This window comes from Microbacterium sp. 5K110 (assembly GCF_005774735.1).
In the GTDB taxonomy this organism is placed as follows: Bacteria; Actinomycetota; Actinomycetes; order Actinomycetales; family Microbacteriaceae; genus Microbacterium.
The window spans coordinates 1-21,587 of sequence record NZ_VBUM01000061.1; the positions used below are offsets into that span (position 1 = coordinate 1).

The following is a 21,587-nucleotide window of genomic DNA, read 5'->3' on the forward strand; positions in this document are numbered from 1 at the left end:
GGTGGCCTGGATCGTCATGTCGTCCTCCTTCGGGTCGCGGGCTTCGGTGCCCGTGGAGACCACTGTGGGCGAAGAATCCGGCTCGATCCGAGGATTCTCGGTGTGAAGATTGACCGTTCTTCCGTTCTGGTGAGATCATCGCGACATGGACACCGGTGTCTCCCTGATCGACCCCGCCGACGCCCCCGACGATGAGGGGGTGGACGCTCTCACGATCGGCAAGCGCATCCGTCAGCTGCGCACGGCCCGCGGGCTGACCCTCGACGACCTCGCCGCGGCGGTGGGTCGCGCGCCCAGTCAGATGTCGATGATCGAGAACGGCCGCCGCGAAGCGAAGCTCACCCTGCTGCAGGCCATCGCGCGGGCCCTCGGCACGGGCCTGGACGCGCTCCTGGATGCCGAGCCGCTCGACGAGCGTGCCTCCCTCGAAGTCGCGGTCGAACGCGCGATGCGCGGGTCGACGTTCCAGGCGCTCGGCATCGCCCCGTTCCGGGTCGGCAAGACCGTCCCCGACGAGGCGCTTGCGGCGATGCTCGCACTGCAGGCCGAGATCGAGCGGCTCCGCGACGAACGGTCCGCCACCCCCGAAGAGGCGCGGCGGGCGAACGTGGCGCTGCGCCGCCTCATGCGCACGCAGGACAACCATTTCCCCGAGCTCGAGCGCACGGCATCCGAGATCCTCACCGCCGTCGACCACCCGGGCGGTCCGCTCACGCAGCGCGCCGCGAGCGACATCGCCGCGTACCTCGGGTTCTCGCTCCACTACGTGCCCGACCTGCCGCAGACGACACGCAGCATCGCCGACGTGAAGAACGGCCGGCTGTACCTGTCCACGCGCGTGGCCAAGGGCGACCCGCGCGCGGCGGTCCTGCAGGCGCTGTCGAGCCGCATGCTCGGGCACCGCGAGCCGACGAGCTACGGCGAGTTCTTGCGGCAGCGCGTGGAGACGAACTACCTCACCGGTGCCCTGCTCCTCCCCGAGGCGCACGTCGTGGCCGCCCTGAAGGAGGCCAAAGCGCGTCGTTCGCTCAGCATCGAGGACCTGCGCGACGCGTATTCGGTGTCGTACGAGACCGCGGCGCACCGGTTCACCAACCTCGCGACGGTGCACCTCGGCATCCCCGTGCACTTCCTCAAGGTGCACGAATCGGGCACGATCACCAAGGCGTACGAGAACGACGACGTGAACTTCCCGACCGACCGGCTCGGGTCGATCGAGGGGCAGATGTGCTGCCGCCGGTGGACGAGCCGCGTGGTCTTCGACGAGGACGACCGCTTCAACCCGTACTACCAGTACACCGACACCGGCAACGGGACGTACTGGTGCACCGCCCGCGTGGAGCAGTCGAGCGAGGGTGCGCACTCGGTGAGCGTGGGGGTGCGCTTCGACGACACGAAGTGGTTCCGCGGGCGCGACACCCCCAACCGTGGCGTCTCGCGGCACGCGGTCGAAGTGTGCTGCCGCCGCCCTCCCGCGGAGCTCGAGACGGCGTGGCGCGACAACGCGTGGCCGAACGTCCGCACGCCGCGGACGCTGCTCGCCACCCTGCCGACGGGCGCGTTCCCCGGCGTCGACACGACCGAGGTGTACGAGTTCCTCGAGGCGCACGCGCCGAAGTGAGGCGAGGATCGGCCGTCGAGAGCGCACGATCCGGTCGAGCACCCGCGATCCGGTCGTCCACAACGTGGGTCCTCGGCTCGAACGTGAGCGCTCGGCGTGCGCGGCGATGTCGGGGACGATGCGGTTGCGAATAAACCGTACGCATGTAAGGTTTTGGGCACCGAGCTCCATCCCCCCCCGGAGCGCTTTCGATGAGGAGAGCCCGTCATGAAGCACACCCGCTTGGCATCCACCGCGATCGTCGGACTCGTCGTCGGCGGACTCGCCGTCGCGTCACCCGCCGTCGCCGCTCCGCCTCCGCACGCGGGACCGCCCCCGCACGCGGGACCGCCCCCGCACGCGGGACCGCCCCCGCACGCCGGCGGCCCCGGGCACGCCGGCCCCGGCTCGCGCGAGCTGCAGCGTTACGCCGCCGACACCTGGACGTCGATGGCGGCGATGGCCCATGCGAACACGGGGTTGCCCGACGACAACATCGGTGGCGAACTGGACCCTGCGACGGCATCCGGCTACACCTCGCCGACCAACATCGGCGGATATCTGTGGTCGACCGTCACCGCGCGCGACCTCGGCATCATCGGCGCCGACGAGGCGCGCGACCGTCTCGCGGCGACCGTCTCGACCCTCGAGCGCATGGAGCGCAACGGCGGCAGCGGCATGTACTACAACTGGTACTCGCCGGAGACGGGCGCGAAGCTCGACATCTTCCCGACCTCGGGCGAGGTCATCCACCCGTTCTTGAGCACGGTCGACAACGGGTGGCTCGCCGCGGCGCTGCGCATCGTCCGCGAGGCCGAGCCGACGCTCGCCGACCGCGCCGATGCGCTGTATCGCTCGATGGACTTCTCGGCGTTCTTCGACACCGCCGGTGCGCCGGGGCTGCCCGCCGGCACCAACCGCGGCGGCTTCTGGGAGGCACCTCCCGGCGAGGGCTGCGCCGTCCCGGCCCCGATGTACAACGGCAGTGGCGAGCAGGCGTTCTACACGTGCCACCACTACGACACGACCGTGAGCGAGAGTCGCATCGCCACGTACCTCGGCATCGCCGAGGGCGGCATCCCGGCGACCGCGCTCTCGGGCACGCACCGCACGATGCCCGCGGGCTGCGACTGGGCCTGGCAGGAGCAGCTGCCGACGGGCGCAACGCGCACCTACGACGGGTTCGACGTCTATGAGGGCGTGTATTCCTACGACGGCATGTCGTTCGTGCCGAGCTGGGGTGGGAGCATGTTCGAGTCGCTCATGCCCGACCTGCTCGTCCCCGAGACCGAGTGGGGCCCGCACTCGTGGGCGAAGAACCACCCGATCACCGTCGAAGTCCAGAAGCGCCATGGCCTCCGCGAAGCCGGTTACGGCTACTGGGGCTTCTCGCCCGCGAGCAACCCGTTCGGCGGGTACGCGGAGTACGGCGTCGACATCGCCGGCATCCGGTCCGACGGGTACACCTCGGATGCCGAAAAGACCGACGTCGACATCGACCGCCCCGGCTGCACCGAAGGAACGAACCCCGACCCGACCTTCGGTGACGGCGTGGTGACACCGCACGCGGCGTTCCTCGCGCTGCCGTACGACCGTCCCGGCGTGCTGAAGAACCTGCGCGGGATCGAGAAGAAGCTCGGCGCGTACGGGCCGGGCGGGTTCTACGACGCTGTCGCCGTGAAGAGCGACACCGTCGCCGAGCGGTACCTGTCGCTGGATCAGTCGATGATCATGGCGGCCATCGGCAACGCACTGACCGGCGACACGCTGAAGGACTACTTCGTCGACGACGAGATGGAGCAGCGGCTGCGTCCCGCGATGGAGCAGCAGGTCTTCGGCTCGTCCTGGGGCGACCGTCGGCCCTGATCGCACGCGTCCGCTTCGATGCCCGGTACCCTCACGGGACCGGGCATCGGTGCGTGCGGAGGGAGACCCGGATGACGGGGGACGGGATGCCGCGCGCTCCTCGGGGCAGCTACGCGAAGGGCCAGGTACGGCGCCAGCGCATCGTCGATGAGGCCGTGCTGGTGTTCGGGCGCTCGGGGGTGACCAGCGGCTCGCTGCGCGAGGTGGCGAAGCGGGTGGGGCTGACCCCCGCCGGTGTGCTGCACCATTTCGCGACCAAGGAAGAGCTCTTCACCGAGGTGCTGCGGCAGCGCGATGAGCGCGTCCGCGCGGCCGCCGGCGACCCGGCCGAGCACACGCTCGTCGAACAGATGGCGAAGGTCGTCGCCCACAACGCCACGACCCGCGGCCTCACCTCGCTGTACACGGTGGTCGTCGCCGAGGCGAGCGATCCCGAGCATCCGGCGCACGCCTCCTTCGCCGCCCGCTACCGGGAGAGCGCCGCCCGCGCCGCGGAACTGCTGCGGGCCGGTCAAGCGGCGGGGGAGGTGCGCCCCGACATCGATCCCGACCGGGCGGCGCGGCTCTTGAGCGCCGTGATGGACGGCCTCCAGCAGCAGTGGCTGCTCGACGAGTCCGTCGACATGTCGGCGCACTTCGCCGAGTTCGTGCGGGGGTATCTGGAGCCGCCGGACTGAGGCTCCGGCATCCGGGTTCGTGCCGTTCGGGCGTTCGGTGGGCACCGGGTTGCCGCGTCGCTAGTTATGCGCTTAAATAGCCCACGACACCGCGCCCGACGTGGGGCGCCCGTTCGAGGAGGAACACCATGAGAAAGACCCGATGGAGTGCCGTCGCCGTCGTCGCGGCGGCCGCGATCGTGCTGACCGGGTGCGGACGCCCCTCCGACACCGGGGGCGGAGCAGCCGAAGCGTCCACGATCGGCGACGCGAAGGCCGAGGGCACCCTCACGATGTGGGCGATGGGTGCCGAGGGCGAGGCGCTGCCCGAGTTCGTGAAGACGTTCGAAGAGGCCAACCCCGGCGTCACGGTCGAGGTCACCCCCGTGCCGTGGGATGCCGCGTACAGCAAGTTCCAGACGGCGATCGCCGGCGGCAACACCCCCGACCTCGCCATGGTCGGCTCGACCTGGATGGCGGACTTCGGCGACGCGCTGCAGACCGTGCCCACTGATCTCTCCACCGACGGCATCTTCCCCGGCGCGGTCGCCTCGACGAAGATCGACGACCGTGCGACCGGCGTGCCGTGGTACGTCGACACCCGCGTGCTGTACTACCGCACCGATATCGCCGCTCAGGCCGGCTGGAACCAGGCGCCCACCACGTGGGACGAACTGAAGCAGATGGCCGCCGACATGCAGTCGAAGGGCGGCGCCGACTACGGCATCCGTCTTCCCGCCGGCAACGACTCGTTCCAGGGCAACCTGTGGATGCCGTGGTCCAACGGCGCAGAGCTGGAGGACGGCTCGAACTGGACCCTCGACACCCCCGAGATGGCCGAGGCGCTCGAGTACTACCAGAGCTTCTACACCGACGGTGTCGCCAACCCCGCCGCCGACCGCTCGGCGGGTGCTCAGGAGGCCGACTTCGTCTCGGGCGCCACACCGATGTTCATCGACGGACCGGCGTTCATCGGTCTGCTCAACGACCTCGGCGGCGAGGGCTTCGGCGACAAGATCTCGACCGCCGTGCTGCCCGCGAAGAAGTCGTCCACCTCGTTCAGCGGCGGCGCGAACCTCGCCGTGTTCGACAACTCCGACAATGCCGCCAGCGCGTGGAAGCTCGTGCAGTGGCTGACCGAGCCCGGCACCCAGGCAGCCTGGTACGAGGCGACCGGTGACCTCCCGGCCGTGCAGGATGCCTGGAAGTCCGACGCCCTGTCGTCGTCGAAGACCCTCGCCGCCTTCGGCACGCAGCTCGAGACCGCCCAGCCGGTGCCCGCCGTCACCACCTGGGTGCAGGTCGCCGCGGCGGGCGACGGGATGCTGGAGAAGATCCGTCTCGGTCAGCTGACCCCGGCGGACGGCCTGGCCGACCTGCAGAAGACCGCCGACTCGCTGGGTCTGGGCTGAGGCCATGACCCAGGCAGTCGTGGGCGCGACCGGGACGCGCGGCGTCCCCGGTCGCGCCCGGGCGGGCGGCGCAGGAAGCCGGCGCCGCCGTCAGGGATGGGTCGCGTGGGGCTTCGCCCTGCCGTTCGTCGCCGTCTTCGCGGTGTTCATGGTCGTCCCCATCGTCGGATCGTTCGCGATGTCGTTCACCGACTTCCGCGCGCGCGACATCCGCTCGCCGTTCTCGGTCAACTTCATCGGACTCGAGCAGTACGCCGCGGTGCTCGGCGACCCCGTCTTCCTGACCTCGCTCGGGGTGACCGCCACGTTCGTGGTGGTCGGCATCCCGGTGACCATGGCGATCGCGCTGGCCTTGGCGCTCGCGCTCAACGCCAGCCGCGGTCGCATCGTGTCGGTCCTGCGGGTCGGCTTCTACGCCCCCGTCGTGACGAGCATCGTCGCCGTCGCCGTCGTCTGGCGCTATATCCTCCAGCCCGAGGGGCTCCTGAACTCGGCCCTCGCGGTCATCGGCATCCAGGGTCCGGACTGGCTCAACGACACCTCGACGGCGCTCCCCTCGCTCATCGCGATGGCGGTGTGGCGCAACGTCGGGACGCTCATGGTGATCTTCCTCGCGGGGCTCCAGGCGATTCCTACCGATGTGAAGGAAGCGGCCCTCATGGACGGCGCCTCCGCGTGGCGACGCCTGACCTCGGTCACCCTGCCGCTGCTGCGGCCGACCCTGCTGCTGGGCGCCGTGCTGATCTCGGTCGGGTTCCTGCAGTTCTTCGAGGAGGCCTTCGTGATGACGCAGGGCGGTCCGCTCAACTCCACCCTCTCGGTGGCCTACTACACGTTCAAGCAGTTCGGCTTCGGGCAGTACGGCACCGCCTCGGCGGCCAGCTACCTGCTGTTCCTGGCGATCGCACTGCTCAGCCTGCTGCAGTTCCGGCTGCTGCGCTCGAAGGATTGAGGGAGGATGCCATGACACTCACGTCCCCCACGGCTCCGGCCGTCGTCGCCGACACCGTCGAGCCGCCGCGCCGACGCCGCCGCTCCGAGACCCGCCTCACCCCCGGCCGCGCGCTCACCTCCACCGTCCTGGTCCTCGGGCTCTTGGTGTGGATCGTGCCGTTCGTCTGGATGCTGCTGGGCTCGGTCAAGACCCAGCGCGAGATCCTGCAGCGCCCGCCCACGTGGTGGCCGCAGGAGTTCACGTGGGAGAACTTCGCCGCCTGGTTCGGACAGTTGAACTTCGGCCAGTTCTTCGGCAACAGCCTCCTCGTGGCCGTGGTCACCGTGGCCGGCAACCTCGTCTTCTGCTCGATGGTCGGGTATGCCCTGGCCAAGATGGACTTCCCCGGTAAGAAGGCCCTGTTCGTCGTCGTGATGGTGACACTCATGGTCCCGGGCGTCGTGACGTTCGTGCCGCTGTTCGTGATGGTCTCCTCGATCGGTCTCGTCGACACGTACGCCGCGTTGATCCTGCCGTTCGTCACGACGCCGCTGGGCGTGTTCCTGATGCGGCAGTTCATGCTCGGCATCCCGGATCCGCTGCTCGAGGCCGCGCGCATCGACGGCGCGGGGGAGCTGCGCATCTTCGCGCGCATCGTGATGCCCCTGTGCGGCCCGCCGCTCGCGACTCTCGGCATCCTCACCTTCCTGGCGTCGTGGAACAACTTCCTCTGGCCCCTCGTGGCGGCCCAGACGCAGGGCAAGTACACCCTGCCCGTCGCGCTGTCGCTGTACTCGACCGGTCAGAACGCCACCGACTACGGCCTGCTCCTGGCCGGCTCGGTGCTGGTGATCGCGCCGATCATCCTGCTCTTCGTCTTCCTGCAGCGGTACTTCATCCAGGGCATCGCCTCGACCGGCCTGAAGTGACCTCGCGACCGATCCGAAAGGATGCCATGACCCCCCGCCACCTCACCTCCTCCGACGGCACCCGCTTCCGCGACCTCAACGGAAACGGCGTGATGGACCCGTACGAGGACTCGCGTCTCGGCGCCGACGTGCGCACCGAGGACCTCCTCGGGCGGCTGAGCCTCGAAGAGAAGTGCGGACTGATGTTCCAGACCGTCATCGAGGTCGGCGACGACGGCGAGCTGCTGGAGGCGCCGGGCAAGATCTCGAAGTCGCCGACCACGACCGTCGTCGTCGGCAAGAACATGACGCACTTCAACGTGCACGCGATCCGCACCGCCCGCCAGGCCGCCGAGTGGAACAACCGGCTGCAGGCGCTGGCCGAGACCACCCCCCATGGCATCCCGGTCACGATCAGCACCGATCCGCGTCACGCGTTCGTCGAGAACACCGGAGTCGCGTTCTCGGCCGGGCCGTTCTCGCAGTGGCCCGAGGGCCTCGGGCTCGCGGCCCTCGACGACGTCGAGACGGTGCGCGAATTCGCCGAGGTCGCGCGCCGTGAGTACCGGGCCGTCGGCATCCGCGCGGCGCTGCACCCCCAGATCGACCTGGCGACCGAGCCGCGGTGGGGGCGTCAGGCGCAGACCTTCGGACAGGATGCCGCTCGCGTGGCGGAGTTCACGGCGGCGTACCTGCGAGGGTTCCAGGGCGAGGAGCTCGGACCCGACAGCGTCGCGTGCACGACGAAGCACTTCCCGGGCGGTGGCCCGCAGCAGGGCGGCGAGGACGCGCACTTCCCGTACGGCCGTGAACAGGTGTACCCCGGCGGTCTGTTCGACTACCACCTCGAGCCGTTCCGTGAGGCGATCCGCCGCGGCACCGCAGGGATGATGCCGTACTACGGCATGCCCGTGGGCCTGCAGCTCGACGGCGAGCCGATCGAGGAGGTCGGCTTCGGGTACAACCGGCAGATCGTCACGGGCCTGCTGCGCGAGCAGCTCGGCTACGACGGCGTCGTCGTGACCGACTGGGAGCTCGTCAACGACAACCATGTCGGCGATCAGGTGCTGCCCGCGCGCGCCTGGGGCGTCGAGCACCTCACGGCGATCGAGCGCATGGAGAAGATCCTGGATGCCGGAGCCGACCAGTTCGGCGGCGAGGAGTGCGTCGACATGCTCATCGACCTCGTCCGCTCTGGTCGGGTGTCCGAGGAGCGGATCGATGCCTCGGCGCGCCGCCTGCTGCGGGTGAAGTTCGCCCTCGGGCTGTTCGACGACCCGTACGTCGACGTCGAGGAGGCCGAGCGGATCGTCGGCAACGCCGAGTTCCGGGCGCTCGGCGAGCACGCGCAGTCACGCTCGCTCACGGTGCTGGTGAACGAGGAGCGGGTGGGCGTTCCGACCCTGCCGCTGCGCGCCTCCGGCACGGTGTACGTCGAGGGCTTCCGCCCCGAGGACGTCGCCGAGCTCGGTGCGGTCGTCGACGACCCGGCGGTCGCCGATGTCGCGCTCGTGCGCATCGGCGCGCCTTTCGACCCCCGCGACGACCTCTTCCTCGAGGCGTGGTTCCACCAGGGGTCCCTCGAGTTCGCGCCGGGCCTCGTGTACCGGCTGCAGCAGATCGCGGCATCCTGCCCGCTCGTGCTCGTGGTGAACCTCGACCGTCCGGCGATCCTCACGCCGTTCGTGGGACACGCCGCGGCGATCGTCGCGGACTACGGCAGCTCCGCGCGGGCGGTGCTCGACGCCCTGACGGGGCGCGTCGCCCCGCGCGGACGCCTGCCGATCGAGATCCCGCGGTCGATGGATGCCGTCCGAGCCTCGCGCGAGGATGTACCGTCGGACACCGGCGACCCCGTCTTCCCCGTGCACTTCGGACTCGATCTGTCGGGCGTGGAGGACGAGCCGGAACCGATGAGGGGGTACGCGCACCGATGAGCGAAGCGGACGCGACGAGACGACCGACCGTCTACGACGTGGCACAGGAGGCCCAGGTCTCGATCGCCTCGGTGTCGTTCGCGTTCCGCCGCCCCGACAAGCTCAGCGACGCCACGCGCGCGCGCGTGCTCGAGGCCGCGCGGCGTCTGGGGTACGCCCCCAGCGCCGCGGCCCGTGGTCTCGCGCACGGCCGCACCGGATCCCTCGGTCTGCACGCCTTCGACCTGCTGCTCGAGCGCGCCGACCCCATCGCCCAGTCCACCCCCCTGACGGGCCTGGCGGCGCCCCGCTTGGATGCCGACGGCGTCATCCCGTGGAACCAGACGGACGACGACGTGCTGTCCGATCCCCGGGCGTTCCCGCTGTACGTCGACGAGGTCCAGCGCGGCTTCGAGCTGGAGTGCTGGGCCCTGGGCCGCCCCGTGATGCTCAGCAGCGGCGCGGGCACCGATGTGTCCGTCGCCGACACCGCCGGCCGCGTCGACGGGCTGGCGATCTTCCCGTCGCCGCAGACGGCCCCCGCGCTCGCCCGGTACGCCCCGACCATCCCGATCGTGCTGTTCAGCGCCGCGCCCGGCGACGATCATCATCACCGGGTGCGCGTGGACAACGCCGCCGGCATGCGGGCGCTCGCCGAGCATCTGGCGGGGGAGCACGGCATCCGGGACATCGCCTTCGTCGGGCGTCCCGAGTCGTCCGACACGGCGGAACGCCTCGCGGGTGTCCGTGCGGGGCTGGCCGACCTCGGCATCGCGCTGCGTCCGGACGTGGTGGATGCCACCGTGCGCGGCGAAGACGAGCTGATCCCGCAGCTGCGCGCGCTCATCGCCGATGGGCGGATGCCGCGCGCCCTCGTGTGCGCGACCGATCAGCACGCGTTCGCGGTGCTGGACGCGCTCGCCGCCGAGGGCCTCCGTGTGCCGGACGATGTCGTGGTCACGGGGTTCGACGGCACGCTCGCGGCCCGGCTGAGCAGCCCGCCGCTCACGACCGTGCGGCAGCCGATGGAGGCGATGGGGCGCGCGGCGGCCCGGATCCTGGCGGGTGTCGCAGGCCCCGCCGACCGCCCCTTCGACGTGGTGTTCGAACCGAGGCTCGTCGTCCGGGCGAGCTGCGGCTGCGCGGCCTGAAGCGGCCGACGCTCAGGGCTGCTGCACCCGGAGCGCCGCCCACAGCTCGGCGCGGGTGGCGAACGAGCCGAGGTCGCGCTCGAGCAGACGCTCGGCCAGGGCCAACCGGGTGCGCACCGTGTGCCGGTGCACGCCGAGGGACTGCGCCGTCGCCTCGTGCGAGCAGTCGTGATCGAGCCACGCCCGCAGCGTCTCGATGAGCCGTGAGCCCTCGGCGTCGTCGTGCGCGGTCAACGGCGCCAGCTCGGCGGCCGCCAGGGTCGGCGCCTCGGGACCGAGCGCCGACAGCACGCCCGAGGCCGCGACCTCGCCGAAGCTCGTGACCGCGCTGCGCCCGCGGTCGCGCGCGACGCGCGCCTGCTCGACGGCGGCGGCGAAACGGTCGTACCCGGTGGGACCGGACACGCCGATCCGGGCTCCGAACCGTTCGGCGGCCTCGTCGATCGCCTGGCGCTCATCCGCGGGGACGACGATGACGACGCCGTCGTCGGCGCGGCCGAAGAACACGGCCCCGCGACGTTCCTCCGCCCGGAGCTCGAGCAGCTCGACGAGGCCGCCGCTGCGGGTCGAGGCCGCGTCGGTGAGGGCGACGACGATCGGGGCCGGAGGCAGCGGTCCCCAGGCGTCGCGGGCGATGCGGCGCGCGAGGGCCGGGTCGTCCGTCAGGAGGGACTGCACGAGCCCCGCACGCAGAGCCCCCCGTGCCCGGCCGAGGCCCTGGTGCTGCTCGAAGGCGAGGCCGGCCATCGCGATCACGGCCGTCACGACGCCGCGGCCCTCGTGATCGAGCTCTCCGGCGGCGATCGCGATGACGCCGCGCAGGTGTCCGCCGCGCCCCAGCGTCTGGAGCGTGAAGGGCCGCCCGCCGATGCGGAGGGAGGATGCCGCGCGCGCTCCGCGCCGCAGCACCGAGGCGACCTCGGCGCTCAGCGCGCCCGACATTGCCGCGTCCAGGTCGCCGGCGGGGTGCTCGCGCGTGAGCTCGCCGGCCGCGTCGTACAGCCCCACCCACGTCCCGAGCTGCCGGGCCAGTTCGGCGAGGGTCGCCCCCAGCCCGTCGGGGCGGAGTGCCGCGAGCGCGATCGCGCGCTGTGCCGACAGCGCCCAGGTGCGGCGGCCGAAGGCCTCGGCGGCGATCGCCTCGGCGTTGGCACGGGCGACGGCGATGAACGGCGTGCGGTACGGCACCTCGAACAGCACCAGCCCGGCCGCACGGCAGGCCGCGGCGAGCTCGGGAGGGATGCCGTCGCGTACGACCTCCGTACCGAAGCCGAGACCGGCGACGCCGCGGGCCGTGAGCCGTTGGACGTAGTCCTCGGCGGAGGTGGCATCCCGGCCCTGGAACTGGGTGCCCGTGGTCAGGAGCACCTGGCCGTCCGAGAGGAAGGGAGTGGGATCGGCGAGGTCGCTGCTGTGCACCCAGCGCACCGGACGGTCGAGCGCCTCGGGGGCGACGTCGTCGTTCTCGAGGCGCAAGTGCAGGTCGGTGCGGCGCAGCAGTGCGCCCAGAGTGGGGATGTCGGTGGCGTCCATGAGGGCTTTCGCGAGGTCATGCTGTACGTCTCGTACAGCCGGGTATCCAGAATGTACAGGACGGAGGGTGCCTGGCTGCGGTGGCGTTCCCTACGCTCCCGAGCATGACCGCACCGCACACCGTCACCGCGCCCCCCGTCGGCGGACCCTCCCTCCCTCAGGAGCGCCGCCTGGTCACGAGCATCCCCGGCCCCCGTTCGCAGGAGCTCCTCGAGCGAAAGGCCGCGGCCGTCTCCGCCGGCGTCGGTCACACCGCCCCGATCCACGCCGTGGCCGCCGGCGGCGGAGTCATCGTCGACGCCGACGGCAACTCGCTCATCGATCTCGGGTCCGGAATCGCCGTGACCACGGTGGGCAACGCCCACCCGGCCGTCGTAGCGGCCGTGCAGGAGCAAGTGGCCGCGTTCACGCACACGTGCTTCATGGTCGCGCCCTACGACTCCTACGTGAGCGTCGCCGAGGCGCTCAACCGCCTCACCCCCGGCGACCACGCCAAGAAGAGCGCGCTGTTCAACTCCGGCGCCGAGGCGGTCGAGAACGCGATCAAGATCGCCCGCAAGCACACCGGCCGTCAGGCCGTGGTCGCCTTCGACCACGCCTATCACGGACGCACCAACCTCACGATGGCGCTGACGGCCAAGAGCATGCCGTACAAGAGCGGTTTCGGGCCCTTCGCGTCGGAGGTCTACCGCGCGCCCATGTCGTACCCGTTCCGCGACGGGCTCTCCGGCGCCGAGGCCGCCGCCCGCGCGATCTCGATCATCGAGAAGCAGATCGGCGCCGACAACCTCGCCGCGGTCCTCATCGAACCCATCCAGGGCGAGGGCGGGTTCATCGTTCCCGCCGAGGGCTTCCTCCCGGCGCTCGTCGACTGGTGCCGTGCCAACGACGTGGTCTTCATCGCCGACGAGGTGCAGTCCGGGTTCGCCCGTACCGGCGCGATGTTCGCCTCCGACCTCTTCGGCATCGTCCCCGACCTCATCACCACCGCGAAGGGCATCGCCGGCGGTCTGCCGTTGGCCGCCGTCACCGGTCGTGCCGACATCATGGATGCCTCCCACACGGGCGGCCTCGGCGGCACGTACGGCGGCAACCCGATCGCGTGCGCGGCCGCTCTGGCCGCGATCGACGCGTTCGAGAACGACGGCCTCTTGGAGCGCGCTCAGGAGATCGGCGAGATCCTCACCTCGCGCCTGACCCGCCTGCAGCAGGATGACCCGCGCATCGGCGACATCCGTGGTCGCGGCGCGATGATCGCGGCCGAGTTCGTCGACCCGGCCACGGGCGCTCCCGACGCCGCCCTCACCGGGGCTGTGGCCAAAGCCGCGATCGCCGAGGGAGTCATCGTCTTGACGTGCGGAACCTACGGCAACGTCATCCGCTTCCTTCCGCCGCTCTCGATCGGGGACGACCTCCTCCACGAGGGCATCGACGTGGTGGCCGGCGTGCTCGCCCGCCACTGAACACCAGACCCGAGGGGGCGGCATACGACCCGAACGAGCCGCCCCCTCGTCGCACCATCCGGGTCACCGACGCAGAGAGAGAAGATTTCATGGACGAGATCACGCGTGACGTCGTCGTCATCGGCGCGGGGGCCGCGGGCCTGACCGCCGCGAACGACCTGCGCAAAGCCGGTTTGTCGGTCGTCGTGCTCGAGGCGCGCGACCGCGTCGGCGGGCGCCTGTGGACCGACGTCGTCGACGGGGCCATGCTCGAGATCGGTGGACAGTGGGTCTCGCCCGATCAGCAGGCCCTCATCGACACCGTGGCCGACCTCGGTTTGACGACCTTCAGCCGCTACCGCGAGGGCGACAGCGTCTACGTCGGCCCCGACGGCGTCGCGAAGCGCTTCACGGGGGAGATGTTCCCGGTGGCGCCCGAGACCGAGGCGAGAATCGACGAGATCACCGCGCGCCTGGATGCCATGGTCGCCGAGATCGACCCCGACAAGCCGTGGGAGCACCCGAAGGCCGAGGAGTGGGACAAGATCTCGTGGGACGCGTGGCTGCGCGAGCAGACCGACGACGACGAGGCCGTGCGCAATCTCGCCTTCGCCACCGGATCGGCGATGCTCACCAAGCCGACGCACACGTTCTCTCTCCTGCAGTCCCTGCTCATGGCGGCATCCGCGGGCTCGTACTCGCACCTCGTCGACGCCGACTTCATCCTCGACAAGCGCGTCGTGGGCGGTCTGCAGCAGGTGCCCGAGCTGCTCGCCGAGCGTCTGGGCGACGACGTGCTGCTCAACCAGCCCGTGCGCCGCATCATCTGGGGGCCCGAGTCCGTGGCGCCGGACCGACCCGCGGATTCGGTGACCGGACGCCGGGTCGACGACCTGCGCGCGCTCACCGCACGTGTCGAGGCCGCGAAGTCCTCCTCGTCGGGCGTCACCGTGATCGCCGACGGCGTCACCGTGCGGGCCCGCTTCGCGATCCTCGCGCTCGCGCCCGTGCTGTACCCGCGCATCTCGTTCGAGCCGCCGCTGCCGCGCTTGCAGCACCAGATGCACCAGCACATCTCGATGGGCTTCGTCATCAAGGTGCACGCCGTCTACGACCGCCCGTTCTGGCGCGAGCAGGGGCTCTCGGGTACCGCGTTCAGCCCCTACGAGCTCTCCCACGAGGCGTACGACAACACCAACCACGGCGACGAGCGCGGCACCCTGGTGGGCTTCGTCTCGGACCAGAACGCCGACGACCTCTTCCAGATCAGCGCCGAGGAGCGCAAGGAGCGCATCCTCGAGTCGCTCTCGCACTACTACGGCCCCGAAGCCAAGAACCCGGTCGTCTACTACGAGAGCGACTGGGGCACCGAGGAGTGGACCCGGGGCGCGTACGCCGCGAGCTTCGACATGGGCGGTCTGAACCGCTACGGCGCCGACCTGCGCGAGCCCATCGGCCCGATCCACCTCGCGTGCAGCGACATGGCCGGTGCCGGCTACCAGCACGTGGACGGTGCGATCCGCCAGGGTCGCCGTGCCGCCGACGAGATCCTCGAACGGGCACGCCGATGACCGCGCCGGTGGTCGTCGGATACACCGCGACCGACACGGGTGCCGACGCCCTCGCGCTCGGCATCCGTCTGGCCCGGGCCATCCAGGCCCCGCTCGAGGTCGTCCTCGTCCTGCCCGACGACGCGCGCAGCGTCATCACCCCGCCCGACGCCTCCTACGCCCGTCTCGTCCGCGAGCAGGCCGAGCAGTGGCTCGGCGACGCGGCGACCGTGATCCGGGATGCCGTGCCCCACCGCGAGCACCTTCGTCACGGCGACTCGTTCGCCGAGGGGCTCGTCGCGTTCGCGGACGAGATCGGCGCCGGGTACATCGTCGTGGGCGCGGCCAACGGCGGTCTCCGCGGCCGGCATCGTCTGGGGACGGTCGCGTCCGAGCTCTTGCATTCCTCCGACGTCCCCGTCGTCCTCGCCCCCGAGGGCTCGCGGCGCGTCGACCCGGCGGTCGGCATCAGCCGGATCACCGCCGCGATCGGCAGCCGTCCCGGCGCCGACGTGCTGCGCGAGGAGAGCGTCGCGCTCGCCGCCGCGGCATCCGTCCCGCTGCGCCTGCTGTCGCTCATCACGGTCGACCTGCCCCCGGGGCTGCAGACCGGCGCCATCCGCATCGCCGGGGCCGCCCACGCCGAGGACGTGCTGTCGCAGGCGCAGTCCGCGCTGCCCGCCGACATCGCGGCCGAGGTCCTCGTCGCCGATGGCGAGGACATCGAAGAGGCCGTGCGCGACCTGCCCTGGGATCCCGCCGAGCTCGTGATGGTCGGCAGCAGCCGCCTCGCACAGCCGCGACGGCTGTTCCTCGGTTCGACCGCGGCAAAGATGCTGCACGAACTGCCCGTACCCCTCGTCGTCGTGCCACGCAGTCGTGCCGACGTCTCGTCCTCGGAAGGAACGCGGCCATGACCGCACCCGCACCCACGACCGGCAGCGACGCCGGCGGCCTGTCGAAGAAGGGGCTGAGCGCCGGAACCATCGGCCTGCTCGGCGCCGTCGTCATCGGCATCTCGTGCATCGCCCCCGCCTACACGTTCACCGCCGCGATCGGCCCCACGGTCGGAGCCGTCGGCGTGCAGGTGCCGGCCATCATCCTGGTCGGGTTCATCCCGATGCTGCTCGTGGCCTTCGGCTATCGCGAACTGAACAACCGGATGCCCGACTCGGGCACGTCGTTCACCTGGGCGGCCCGCGCGTTCGGCCCGTGGATCGGCTGGATGGCCGGGTGGGGCCTCATCGCCGCCACCGTCATCGTGCTGTCCAACCTCGCCGGCATCGCCGTCGACTTCCTGTTCCTCCTGATCTCGCAGCTGACCGGGCAGCCCGGCATCGCGGATCTGGCATCCAACCTGCCCATCAACATCGCGGTCTGCCTGCTGTTCGTCCTCGGGGCGACGGTGGTGTCCTACCGCGACATGCAGACCACCCAGAAGCTGCAGTACGTGCTCGTGGGCTTCCAGGTCATCGTGCTCGTGGTGTTCGCGGTCGTCGCGATCGTGCACGTCGTGAGCGGGGATGCCTACGACCCCACGCCCGTCGACTGGTCGTGGTTCAACCCGTTCGCGGTGTCGTCGTTCAGCGCGTTCGCCGCGGGCGTCTCGCTGTCGATCTTCATCTTCTGGGGGTGGGACGTCACCCTCACGATGAACGAGGAGACGAAGGACCCCGAGAAGACGCCCGGGCGGGCGGCGACCATCACGGTCGTCACCATCGTCTCGCTGTACCTGCTGCTGGCGGTGTCGATGATCATGTTCGCCGGCATCGGCGACGGCGAGTTCGGGCTGGGGAACCCCGACATCCAGGACAACGCGTTCTTCGCGCTGGCCGGTCCCATCCTCGGTCCCTTCGCGGCCTTCGTCTCGCTCGCGGTGCTCACCAGCTCGGCATCCTCGCTCCAGTCGACATTCGTCGGCCCGGCCCGCACCCTGCTGGCGATGGGGCACTACGGCGCCCTGCCGCCGAAGTTCGCCGCGGTCAGCCCGCGGTTCTTCACCCCGGGGTACGCCACGATCGTCTCCGCCGTCGTCGCCGCGGGCTTCTACGCGGTCATGCGCGTCGTGAGCGTCAACGTGCTCTCGGACACGATCCTGACGCTCGGCATCATGATCTGCTTCTACTACGGGCTCACGGCCTTCGCCTGCGTCTGGTACTTCCGCAAGCAGTGGTTCGACTCCGCGCGCAACGTGTTCTTCACGTTCCTGTTCCCGCTCGTCGGCGGTGTCATCCTGGCCGTGATCTTCGTCACCACGCTCATCGACAGCATGAACCCCGAGTACGGCAGCGGGTCGGAGATCGGCGGGGTCGGCCTGGTGTTCGTCCTCGGCGTGACCATCATCGTGCTCGGGGCGGTCATCATGGTGGTGCAGTACTTCCGCCGTCCGGCGTTCTTCCGCGGCGAGACGCTCGCCACCGACGCCCCGCCCAGCGCCCGCCGCGCGCGCCACCTGGCGCAGTGACCTTCGACCACGACACGAAAACGGGAGCCCACATGAGCGACTACGCCGTCATCAACCCCGCCACGGGGGAGACCCTCGCCGAGTACGACACCCTCTCCGACGCCGGCGTCGAGGCCGCCCTCGCCGCCGCGCACGACGGCTATCGCGCTTGGTCGCGGACGGCCCCGGCCCAGCGCGCCGAGGCCCTGCGCCGCGTCGCGCAGCTGCACCGCGAGCGCCGCGACGATCTCGCCGCGATCATCGTGCGCGAGATGGGCAAGCCCCTCGAGGCCGCCCTCGGCGAAGTGGATTTCGCTGCCGACATCACCGAGTACTACGCCGACAACATCGAGCGGATCACCGGCGACACCCCGATCGACATCCTGGGGGAGGGCACCGCGGTCATCCGCCGCTCGGGCCTCGGGCCGCTGCTGGGGATCATGCCGTGGAACTTCCCGTACTACCAGGTGGCCCGCTTCGCGGCGCCCAACCTGGCGGTGGGCAACAGCATCCTGCTCAAGCACGCGCCGCAGTGCCCCGAGTCGGCTGAGGCGCTGCAGCTGATCTACCGCGACGCGGGGCTCCCGGAAGGGGCCTACGTCAACATCCGGGTGACCAACGACCAAGCGGCGACGATCATCGCCGACCGGCGCGTGCAGGGTGTGTCGGTGACCGGCTCCGAGCGCGCCGGCGCGGCCGTCGCCGAAATCGCCGGTCGCAACCTCAAGAAGGTCGCGCTCGAGCTCGGCGGGTCCGACCCGTTCATCCTGCTCTCCACCGACGACCTCGACGCCGCGGTGCAGGCGGCGGCCGACGCGCGGCTGGACAACAACGGCCAGTCCTGCAACGGCGCCAAGCGCTTCCTCGTCGTCGACGAGCTGTACGACGAGTTCCTGGCGAAGTTCCGCACGGCCCTCGGCGAGGCGAAGGTCGGCGACCCGTTCGCCGAGGACACCGTGCTCGGGCCCCTCTCCTCGCTCGCCGCGGCGGAGCGCCTCGACGAGCAGGTGCAGCGCGCGGTGGCTCAGGGCGCCACGCTGGAGGTCGGCGGCACGCGCGACGGCGCGTTCTTCCCGGGCACGGTGCTCACCGATGTCACTCCCGAGATGGATGCCTACCGCGAGGAGTTCTTCGGACCCGTGGCGACGGTGTACCGCGTGTCGGGGGAGGACGAGGCGGTCGCCATCGCGAACGACACCGGCTTCGGTCTCGGTTCCTACGTGTTCACGACGGATGCCGCGCAGGCCGAGCGCATCGCTGAGCGCATCGAGGCCGGGATGGTCTACGTCAACCTCGTGCTCGCCGACTCGCCCGAGCTCCCGTTCGGCGGGGTCAAGCGCAGCGGCACCTCGCGGGAGCTGGGCCTTCTCGCGGCCGATGAGTTCGTGAACAAGAAGCTCATCCGCACGGCCTAGGTCGTGTCCATCCCCCGGCGCGGTTCGCCACGTCGGGGGACATGGCATAGACTGGATCGTGCAGGAGAAATCTGCATTCTTTCGCCGTGCCCCGTGCACAGGCGGCATCCCTCCCCGAGAGATTCCTGGCGAAAGTGTGTCGGTTTCGCATCCCGGATCCCTTGAGGGTCTTAGGGCGGTAGCTCAATTGGCAGAGCAGCGGTCTCCAAAACCGCAGGTTGCAGGTTCGATTCCTGTCCGCCCTGCGCACAGCGCACGCTGGCAACAAGAAGCGACCTAGGTGGTTCGATGACGCAGGACGAGGCGAGAGGCGAGATCGTCGCAGACCGCGGCGCGCCCCGTGAGAAGAAGCTCAACTTCTTCGCGCGGATCGCTCTTTTCATCCGTCAGGTCATCGCGGAGTTGCGCAAGGTCGTGACGCCCACGCGGCAGGAACTCGTGAAGTTCACCGCCGTGGTGCTCGGGTTCGTCATCGTGATGATGGCGCTCGTGTACGGCCTCGACGTGCTGTTCGTGTGGCTGACAAGCGCCGTGTTCGGCGTCCCGGGTGCCGCTGGCGCCTGACCGGCGCTTCGGCGGACGCGCGGCCCCACGAGCGGCCGCCCCAGAACGGAAGAGATCACCAGTGTCTGAAAGATATGTCGACGACGCCGATTGGGCGACGGCTGCCGAGCAGTCGAGCGAGGACGACGAAGCCCAGGAGGGCAACGTGCTCGCCGCGCAGGAGCACGCGTCCGACGCCGCCGAGCACAACGCCGTCCACATCGTGGATGACGAGAACGACGATGTCGCCGACCTCGGCGACGTCGAGATCACCGACCCGGAGGCGGACGCGATCGTGAACGACGCTCTCGAGATCGACGAGACCAGCGAAGCCGAGGCTGCCGCCGAGGTCCTCAACGACTCCCTCGCCGAAGAGGCGGCCGAAGACGCCGCCGAGGCCGCGGACGAGGTCACCCCGTACGACGGCCCCGACATCAACGGCGAGCCCGACGAGCCCGTGCTCGACGAGGACTTCGTGGACGAGGTCGCCGGAGCGGCGAGCGTCGTCGACGAGGTCGAGGCTTCGGAGTCCCCCGCGGACGCCGCCGAGGCGCCGGTCGACGAGGACTCCGCCGACGACGAGGACCTCGATCCCTACGAGGCCTTCCGCGCCGAGCTGCGCTCGCTCCCCGGCAAGTGGTACGTCATCCACTCGTACGCCGGTTTCGAGCGCAAGGTGAAGGCCAACATCGAGCAGCGCAAGTCGACGCTCGAGGTCGAGGACGACATCTACCAGGTCGAGGTCCCGATGGAGGACGTCGTCGAGATCAAGAACGGCCAGCGCAAGATGGTCACGCGCGTGCGCATCCCGGGCTACGTGCTCGTGCGCATGGATCTCAACGAAGACACCTGGTCGGTCGTGCGTCATACCCCCGGTGTCACCGGCTTCGTGGGTAACGCTCACAACCCGACGCCGCTGCGCTTCGACGAGGCGTTCAACATGCTCAAGAGCCTCGTCGAGGTCAAGGAGTCCGCACCCGCGAAGGGCGGCGCCGCCAAGGGTGCCCCCACCGCGCAGCGCGTCATCCCCGCCGAGGTCGACTTCGAGACCGGCGAGACCATCACGATCAAGGAGGGCTCGTTCGCGGGTCTTCCCGGCACGATCAGCGAGATCAAGCCCGAGAGCGGCAAGCTCACGGTGCTCGTGTCGCTCTTCGAGCGCGAGACCCCTGTCGAGCTGTCGTTCGACCAGGTCACCAAGATGATCTGACGCCTTCTGCGTCTTTCGCGAACGCCCCGCCCGGCCTGTGCCGCGCGGGGCGTTCCGCGTGTCGGTCCCCCTCGGGATAAACGCTCCCCTGAGTGAGACACAGCATCCGCCACCGTTTCTCACTCGCCGCCCCGTTTATCGATGGATCGAGGGTTTCGACGGAGCGTCGCCAGATGGGCGGAGTCCTGCGGGCGAATCCGCGGGAGACCGGCGGACTCCAGCGCCGTGCGCAGGCCGTCCACACGGAGTGCCCCGGCGTAGTCCCACCGAGCGACGCGCCATCCGGCTCTCCGAAGCGCGTCCTCGCGGAGTTTCTCGTCGCGAACGGCACCCGCGGCGTTCTCGCCGGCGCCGTACTTCGACCAGCCGTCGCATTCACCGATGACGCGGTGATCCGGCCAGCACAGGTCGGAGCGATACCGTCGGCCGCCCACGGGGTGCTCGGCTTGGAGAACAGGCGCGGGGAACCCGCACCACTCCGCCACCGCACGGCTGATCGACTCGGCAACCGACTCTGCCCGCGGGTCGAGCCGCTCCGTCGTCCACTCGAGGCGCCGGCGTCCTCGCACGCTGCGTTGTCTCGCGGCCTCGAGGCTGAGGGCTTCCGTCGTGACGGCGAAGCGGCGCGCCGCAGCGTCGGCGACCGCGAGTCCGAACGCCGGAGGCAGAGTCCGAGCAAGATCGATGACCGTATCCACCGCGGTGGTGGTGCGCAGGGGGCCGTCCCAGAACGCGCGCGCGTCCGCGCTCGTGTGCACCGCGACGTCGCCGAACCGCAGCGATCGTGGACGGCGGGGGTCGAAGACGTGCACATCGCAGGGCTGACCGAACAGGGGGAGCCCCAGCAGCGCAGCTGCGGACTCGTGCGAGAAGATCGCCCGCGGACGGATCAGCGCGTAGGCGTGGACGCGAAGGAGATACCGGTCCCATTCGGGGAGCGCGTCCCACAGCGCACGCTCGGTGTACACGGCGGGACGGATGCGGATGAGCGCGCGATCGGCAGACGGG

At 70.4% G+C, this 21,587-nt stretch carries 17 protein-coding genes and 1 tRNA gene; 16 read left to right on the forward strand and 2 right to left on the reverse strand.

Annotation, left to right across the window (positions count from 1 at the left end; genetic code table 11):
* The first annotated feature begins 145 nt into the window (after nucleotides 1-145).
* From FE256_RS12940 to FE256_RS12975, 8 genes are all read left to right on the forward strand, one after another.
* On the forward strand, nucleotides 146-1,621 hold the full coding sequence (locus FE256_RS12940) for a helix-turn-helix transcriptional regulator (protein WP_138176255.1): 1,476 nt from the start codon (nucleotides 146-148) through the stop codon (nucleotides 1,619-1,621).
* A gap of 207 nt (nucleotides 1,622-1,828) precedes the next feature.
* A complete protein-coding gene (locus tag FE256_RS12945) occupies nucleotides 1,829-3,466 on the forward strand; it encodes a glucoamylase family protein (protein ID WP_138176257.1) in 1,638 nt (545 codons plus the stop codon).
* A gap of 86 nt (nucleotides 3,467-3,552) precedes the next feature.
* The gene (locus FE256_RS12950) at nucleotides 3,553-4,143 is read left to right on the forward strand and encodes a TetR/AcrR family transcriptional regulator (RefSeq protein ID WP_252371018.1); all 591 of its coding nucleotides are present in this window, start codon (nucleotides 3,553-3,555) and stop codon (nucleotides 4,141-4,143) included.
* 128 nt (nucleotides 4,144-4,271) lie between these two features.
* Nucleotides 4,272-5,534 carry an extracellular solute-binding protein gene (locus tag FE256_RS12955; RefSeq protein ID WP_138176261.1) on the forward strand — a complete coding sequence of 421 codons (1,263 nt, stop codon included), beginning with the start codon at nucleotides 4,272-4,274 and terminating at the stop codon, nucleotides 5,532-5,534.
* Between the two features lie 4 nt (nucleotides 5,535-5,538).
* Complete coding sequence (locus tag FE256_RS12960) at nucleotides 5,539-6,486, forward strand: carbohydrate ABC transporter permease (RefSeq protein WP_138176263.1); 948 nt, start codon at nucleotides 5,539-5,541, stop codon at nucleotides 6,484-6,486.
* 11 nt (nucleotides 6,487-6,497) lie between these two features.
* Nucleotides 6,498-7,397 carry a carbohydrate ABC transporter permease gene (locus FE256_RS12965; protein ID WP_138176265.1) on the forward strand — a complete coding sequence of 300 codons (900 nt, stop codon included), beginning with the start codon at nucleotides 6,498-6,500 and terminating at the stop codon, nucleotides 7,395-7,397.
* A 26-nt stretch (nucleotides 7,398-7,423) separates the two neighbouring features.
* Entirely contained in the window at nucleotides 7,424-9,313 is a 1,890-nt protein-coding gene (locus FE256_RS12970; protein ID WP_138176267.1) for a glycoside hydrolase family 3 protein, read from the forward strand.
* Nucleotides 9,310-10,443, forward strand: a complete 1,134-nt coding sequence (locus tag FE256_RS12975; protein WP_138176269.1) for a LacI family DNA-binding transcriptional regulator — start codon at nucleotides 9,310-9,312, stop codon at nucleotides 10,441-10,443. Before FE256_RS12970 ends, FE256_RS12975 begins: the two co-directional genes overlap by 4 nt.
* A 12-nt stretch (nucleotides 10,444-10,455) precedes the next feature.
* On the opposite strand, the gene FE256_RS12980 is transcribed toward FE256_RS12975, so the two are convergent.
* Entirely contained in the window at nucleotides 10,456-11,976 is a 1,521-nt protein-coding gene (locus FE256_RS12980) for a PucR family transcriptional regulator (protein WP_138176271.1), read from the reverse strand.
* 104 nt (nucleotides 11,977-12,080) lie between these two features.
* On the opposite strand from FE256_RS12980, the gene gabT reads away from it, so the two are divergent.
* From gabT to nusG, 8 genes are all read left to right on the forward strand, one after another.
* A complete protein-coding gene (gabT, locus tag FE256_RS12985) occupies nucleotides 12,081-13,439 on the forward strand; it encodes a 4-aminobutyrate--2-oxoglutarate transaminase (protein ID WP_138176273.1) in 1,359 nt (452 codons plus the stop codon).
* Nucleotides 13,440-13,495: 56 nt separating this feature from the next.
* Nucleotides 13,496-14,989, forward strand: a complete 1,494-nt coding sequence (locus FE256_RS12990; RefSeq protein ID WP_289508584.1) for a flavin monoamine oxidase family protein — start codon at nucleotides 13,496-13,498, stop codon at nucleotides 14,987-14,989.
* The gene (locus FE256_RS12995; protein WP_138176277.1) at nucleotides 14,986-15,885 is read left to right on the forward strand and encodes a universal stress protein; all 900 of its coding nucleotides are present in this window, start codon (nucleotides 14,986-14,988) and stop codon (nucleotides 15,883-15,885) included. Before FE256_RS12990 ends, FE256_RS12995 begins: the two co-directional genes overlap by 4 nt.
* On the forward strand, nucleotides 15,882-17,432 hold the full coding sequence (locus tag FE256_RS13000) for an APC family permease (protein ID WP_138176279.1): 1,551 nt from the start codon (nucleotides 15,882-15,884) through the stop codon (nucleotides 17,430-17,432). The genes FE256_RS12995 and FE256_RS13000 overlap by 4 nt, the downstream gene beginning before the upstream one ends.
* 32 nt (nucleotides 17,433-17,464) lie before the next feature.
* Nucleotides 17,465-18,826: an NAD-dependent succinate-semialdehyde dehydrogenase gene (locus FE256_RS13005; protein WP_138176281.1), complete on the forward strand. Its 1,362-nt coding sequence runs from the start codon at nucleotides 17,465-17,467 to the stop codon at nucleotides 18,824-18,826.
* Between the two features lie 172 nt (nucleotides 18,827-18,998).
* A tRNA-Trp gene (locus tag FE256_RS13010) sits at nucleotides 18,999-19,071 on the forward strand.
* 43 nt (nucleotides 19,072-19,114) lie between these two features.
* Nucleotides 19,115-19,390, forward strand: a complete 276-nt coding sequence (gene secE, locus FE256_RS13015; RefSeq protein ID WP_138176283.1) for a preprotein translocase subunit SecE — start codon at nucleotides 19,115-19,117, stop codon at nucleotides 19,388-19,390.
* Nucleotides 19,391-19,451: 61 nt separating this feature from the next.
* The gene (nusG, locus tag FE256_RS13020) at nucleotides 19,452-20,579 is read left to right on the forward strand and encodes a transcription termination/antitermination protein NusG (RefSeq protein WP_138176285.1); all 1,128 of its coding nucleotides are present in this window, start codon (nucleotides 19,452-19,454) and stop codon (nucleotides 20,577-20,579) included.
* Nucleotides 20,580-20,698: 119 nt separating this feature from the next.
* Here the strand turns inward: nusG and FE256_RS18210 are convergent.
* A partial coding sequence (locus FE256_RS18210) for a hypothetical protein (RefSeq protein ID WP_171024332.1) occupies nucleotides 20,699-21,587 on the reverse strand: 889 nt, incomplete at its 5' end.

What these genes read in the sequence shown, in the direction of transcription:
- FE256_RS12940 (WP_138176255.1), top strand. Translation starts at nt 146, where the DNA reads ATGGACACCGGTGTCTCCCTGATCGACCCCGCCGACGCCCCCGACGAT.
- FE256_RS12945 (WP_138176257.1), top strand. Translation starts at nt 1,829, where the DNA reads ATGAAGCACACCCGCTTGGCATCCACCGCGATCGTCGGACTCGTCGTC.
- FE256_RS12950 (WP_252371018.1), top strand. Translation starts at nt 3,553, where the DNA reads ATGCCGCGCGCTCCTCGGGGCAGCTACGCGAAGGGCCAGGTACGGCGC.
- FE256_RS12955 (WP_138176261.1), top strand. Translation starts at nt 4,272, where the DNA reads ATGAGAAAGACCCGATGGAGTGCCGTCGCCGTCGTCGCGGCGGCCGCG.
- FE256_RS12960 (WP_138176263.1), top strand. Translation starts at nt 5,539, where the DNA reads ATGACCCAGGCAGTCGTGGGCGCGACCGGGACGCGCGGCGTCCCCGGT.
- FE256_RS12965 (WP_138176265.1), top strand. Translation starts at nt 6,498, where the DNA reads ATGACACTCACGTCCCCCACGGCTCCGGCCGTCGTCGCCGACACCGTC.
- FE256_RS12970 (WP_138176267.1), top strand. Translation starts at nt 7,424, where the DNA reads ATGACCCCCCGCCACCTCACCTCCTCCGACGGCACCCGCTTCCGCGAC.
- FE256_RS12975 (WP_138176269.1), top strand. Translation starts at nt 9,310, where the DNA reads ATGAGCGAAGCGGACGCGACGAGACGACCGACCGTCTACGACGTGGCA.
- FE256_RS12980 (WP_138176271.1), bottom strand. Translation starts at nt 11,976, where the DNA reads ATGGACGCCACCGACATCCCCACTCTGGGCGCACTGCTGCGCCGCACC.
- gabT (WP_138176273.1), top strand. Translation starts at nt 12,081, where the DNA reads ATGACCGCACCGCACACCGTCACCGCGCCCCCCGTCGGCGGACCCTCC.
- FE256_RS12995 (WP_138176277.1), top strand. Translation starts at nt 14,986, where the DNA reads ATGACCGCGCCGGTGGTCGTCGGATACACCGCGACCGACACGGGTGCC.
- FE256_RS13000 (WP_138176279.1), top strand. Translation starts at nt 15,882, where the DNA reads ATGACCGCACCCGCACCCACGACCGGCAGCGACGCCGGCGGCCTGTCG.
- FE256_RS13005 (WP_138176281.1), top strand. Translation starts at nt 17,465, where the DNA reads ATGAGCGACTACGCCGTCATCAACCCCGCCACGGGGGAGACCCTCGCC.
- secE (WP_138176283.1), top strand. Translation starts at nt 19,115, where the DNA reads ATGACGCAGGACGAGGCGAGAGGCGAGATCGTCGCAGACCGCGGCGCG.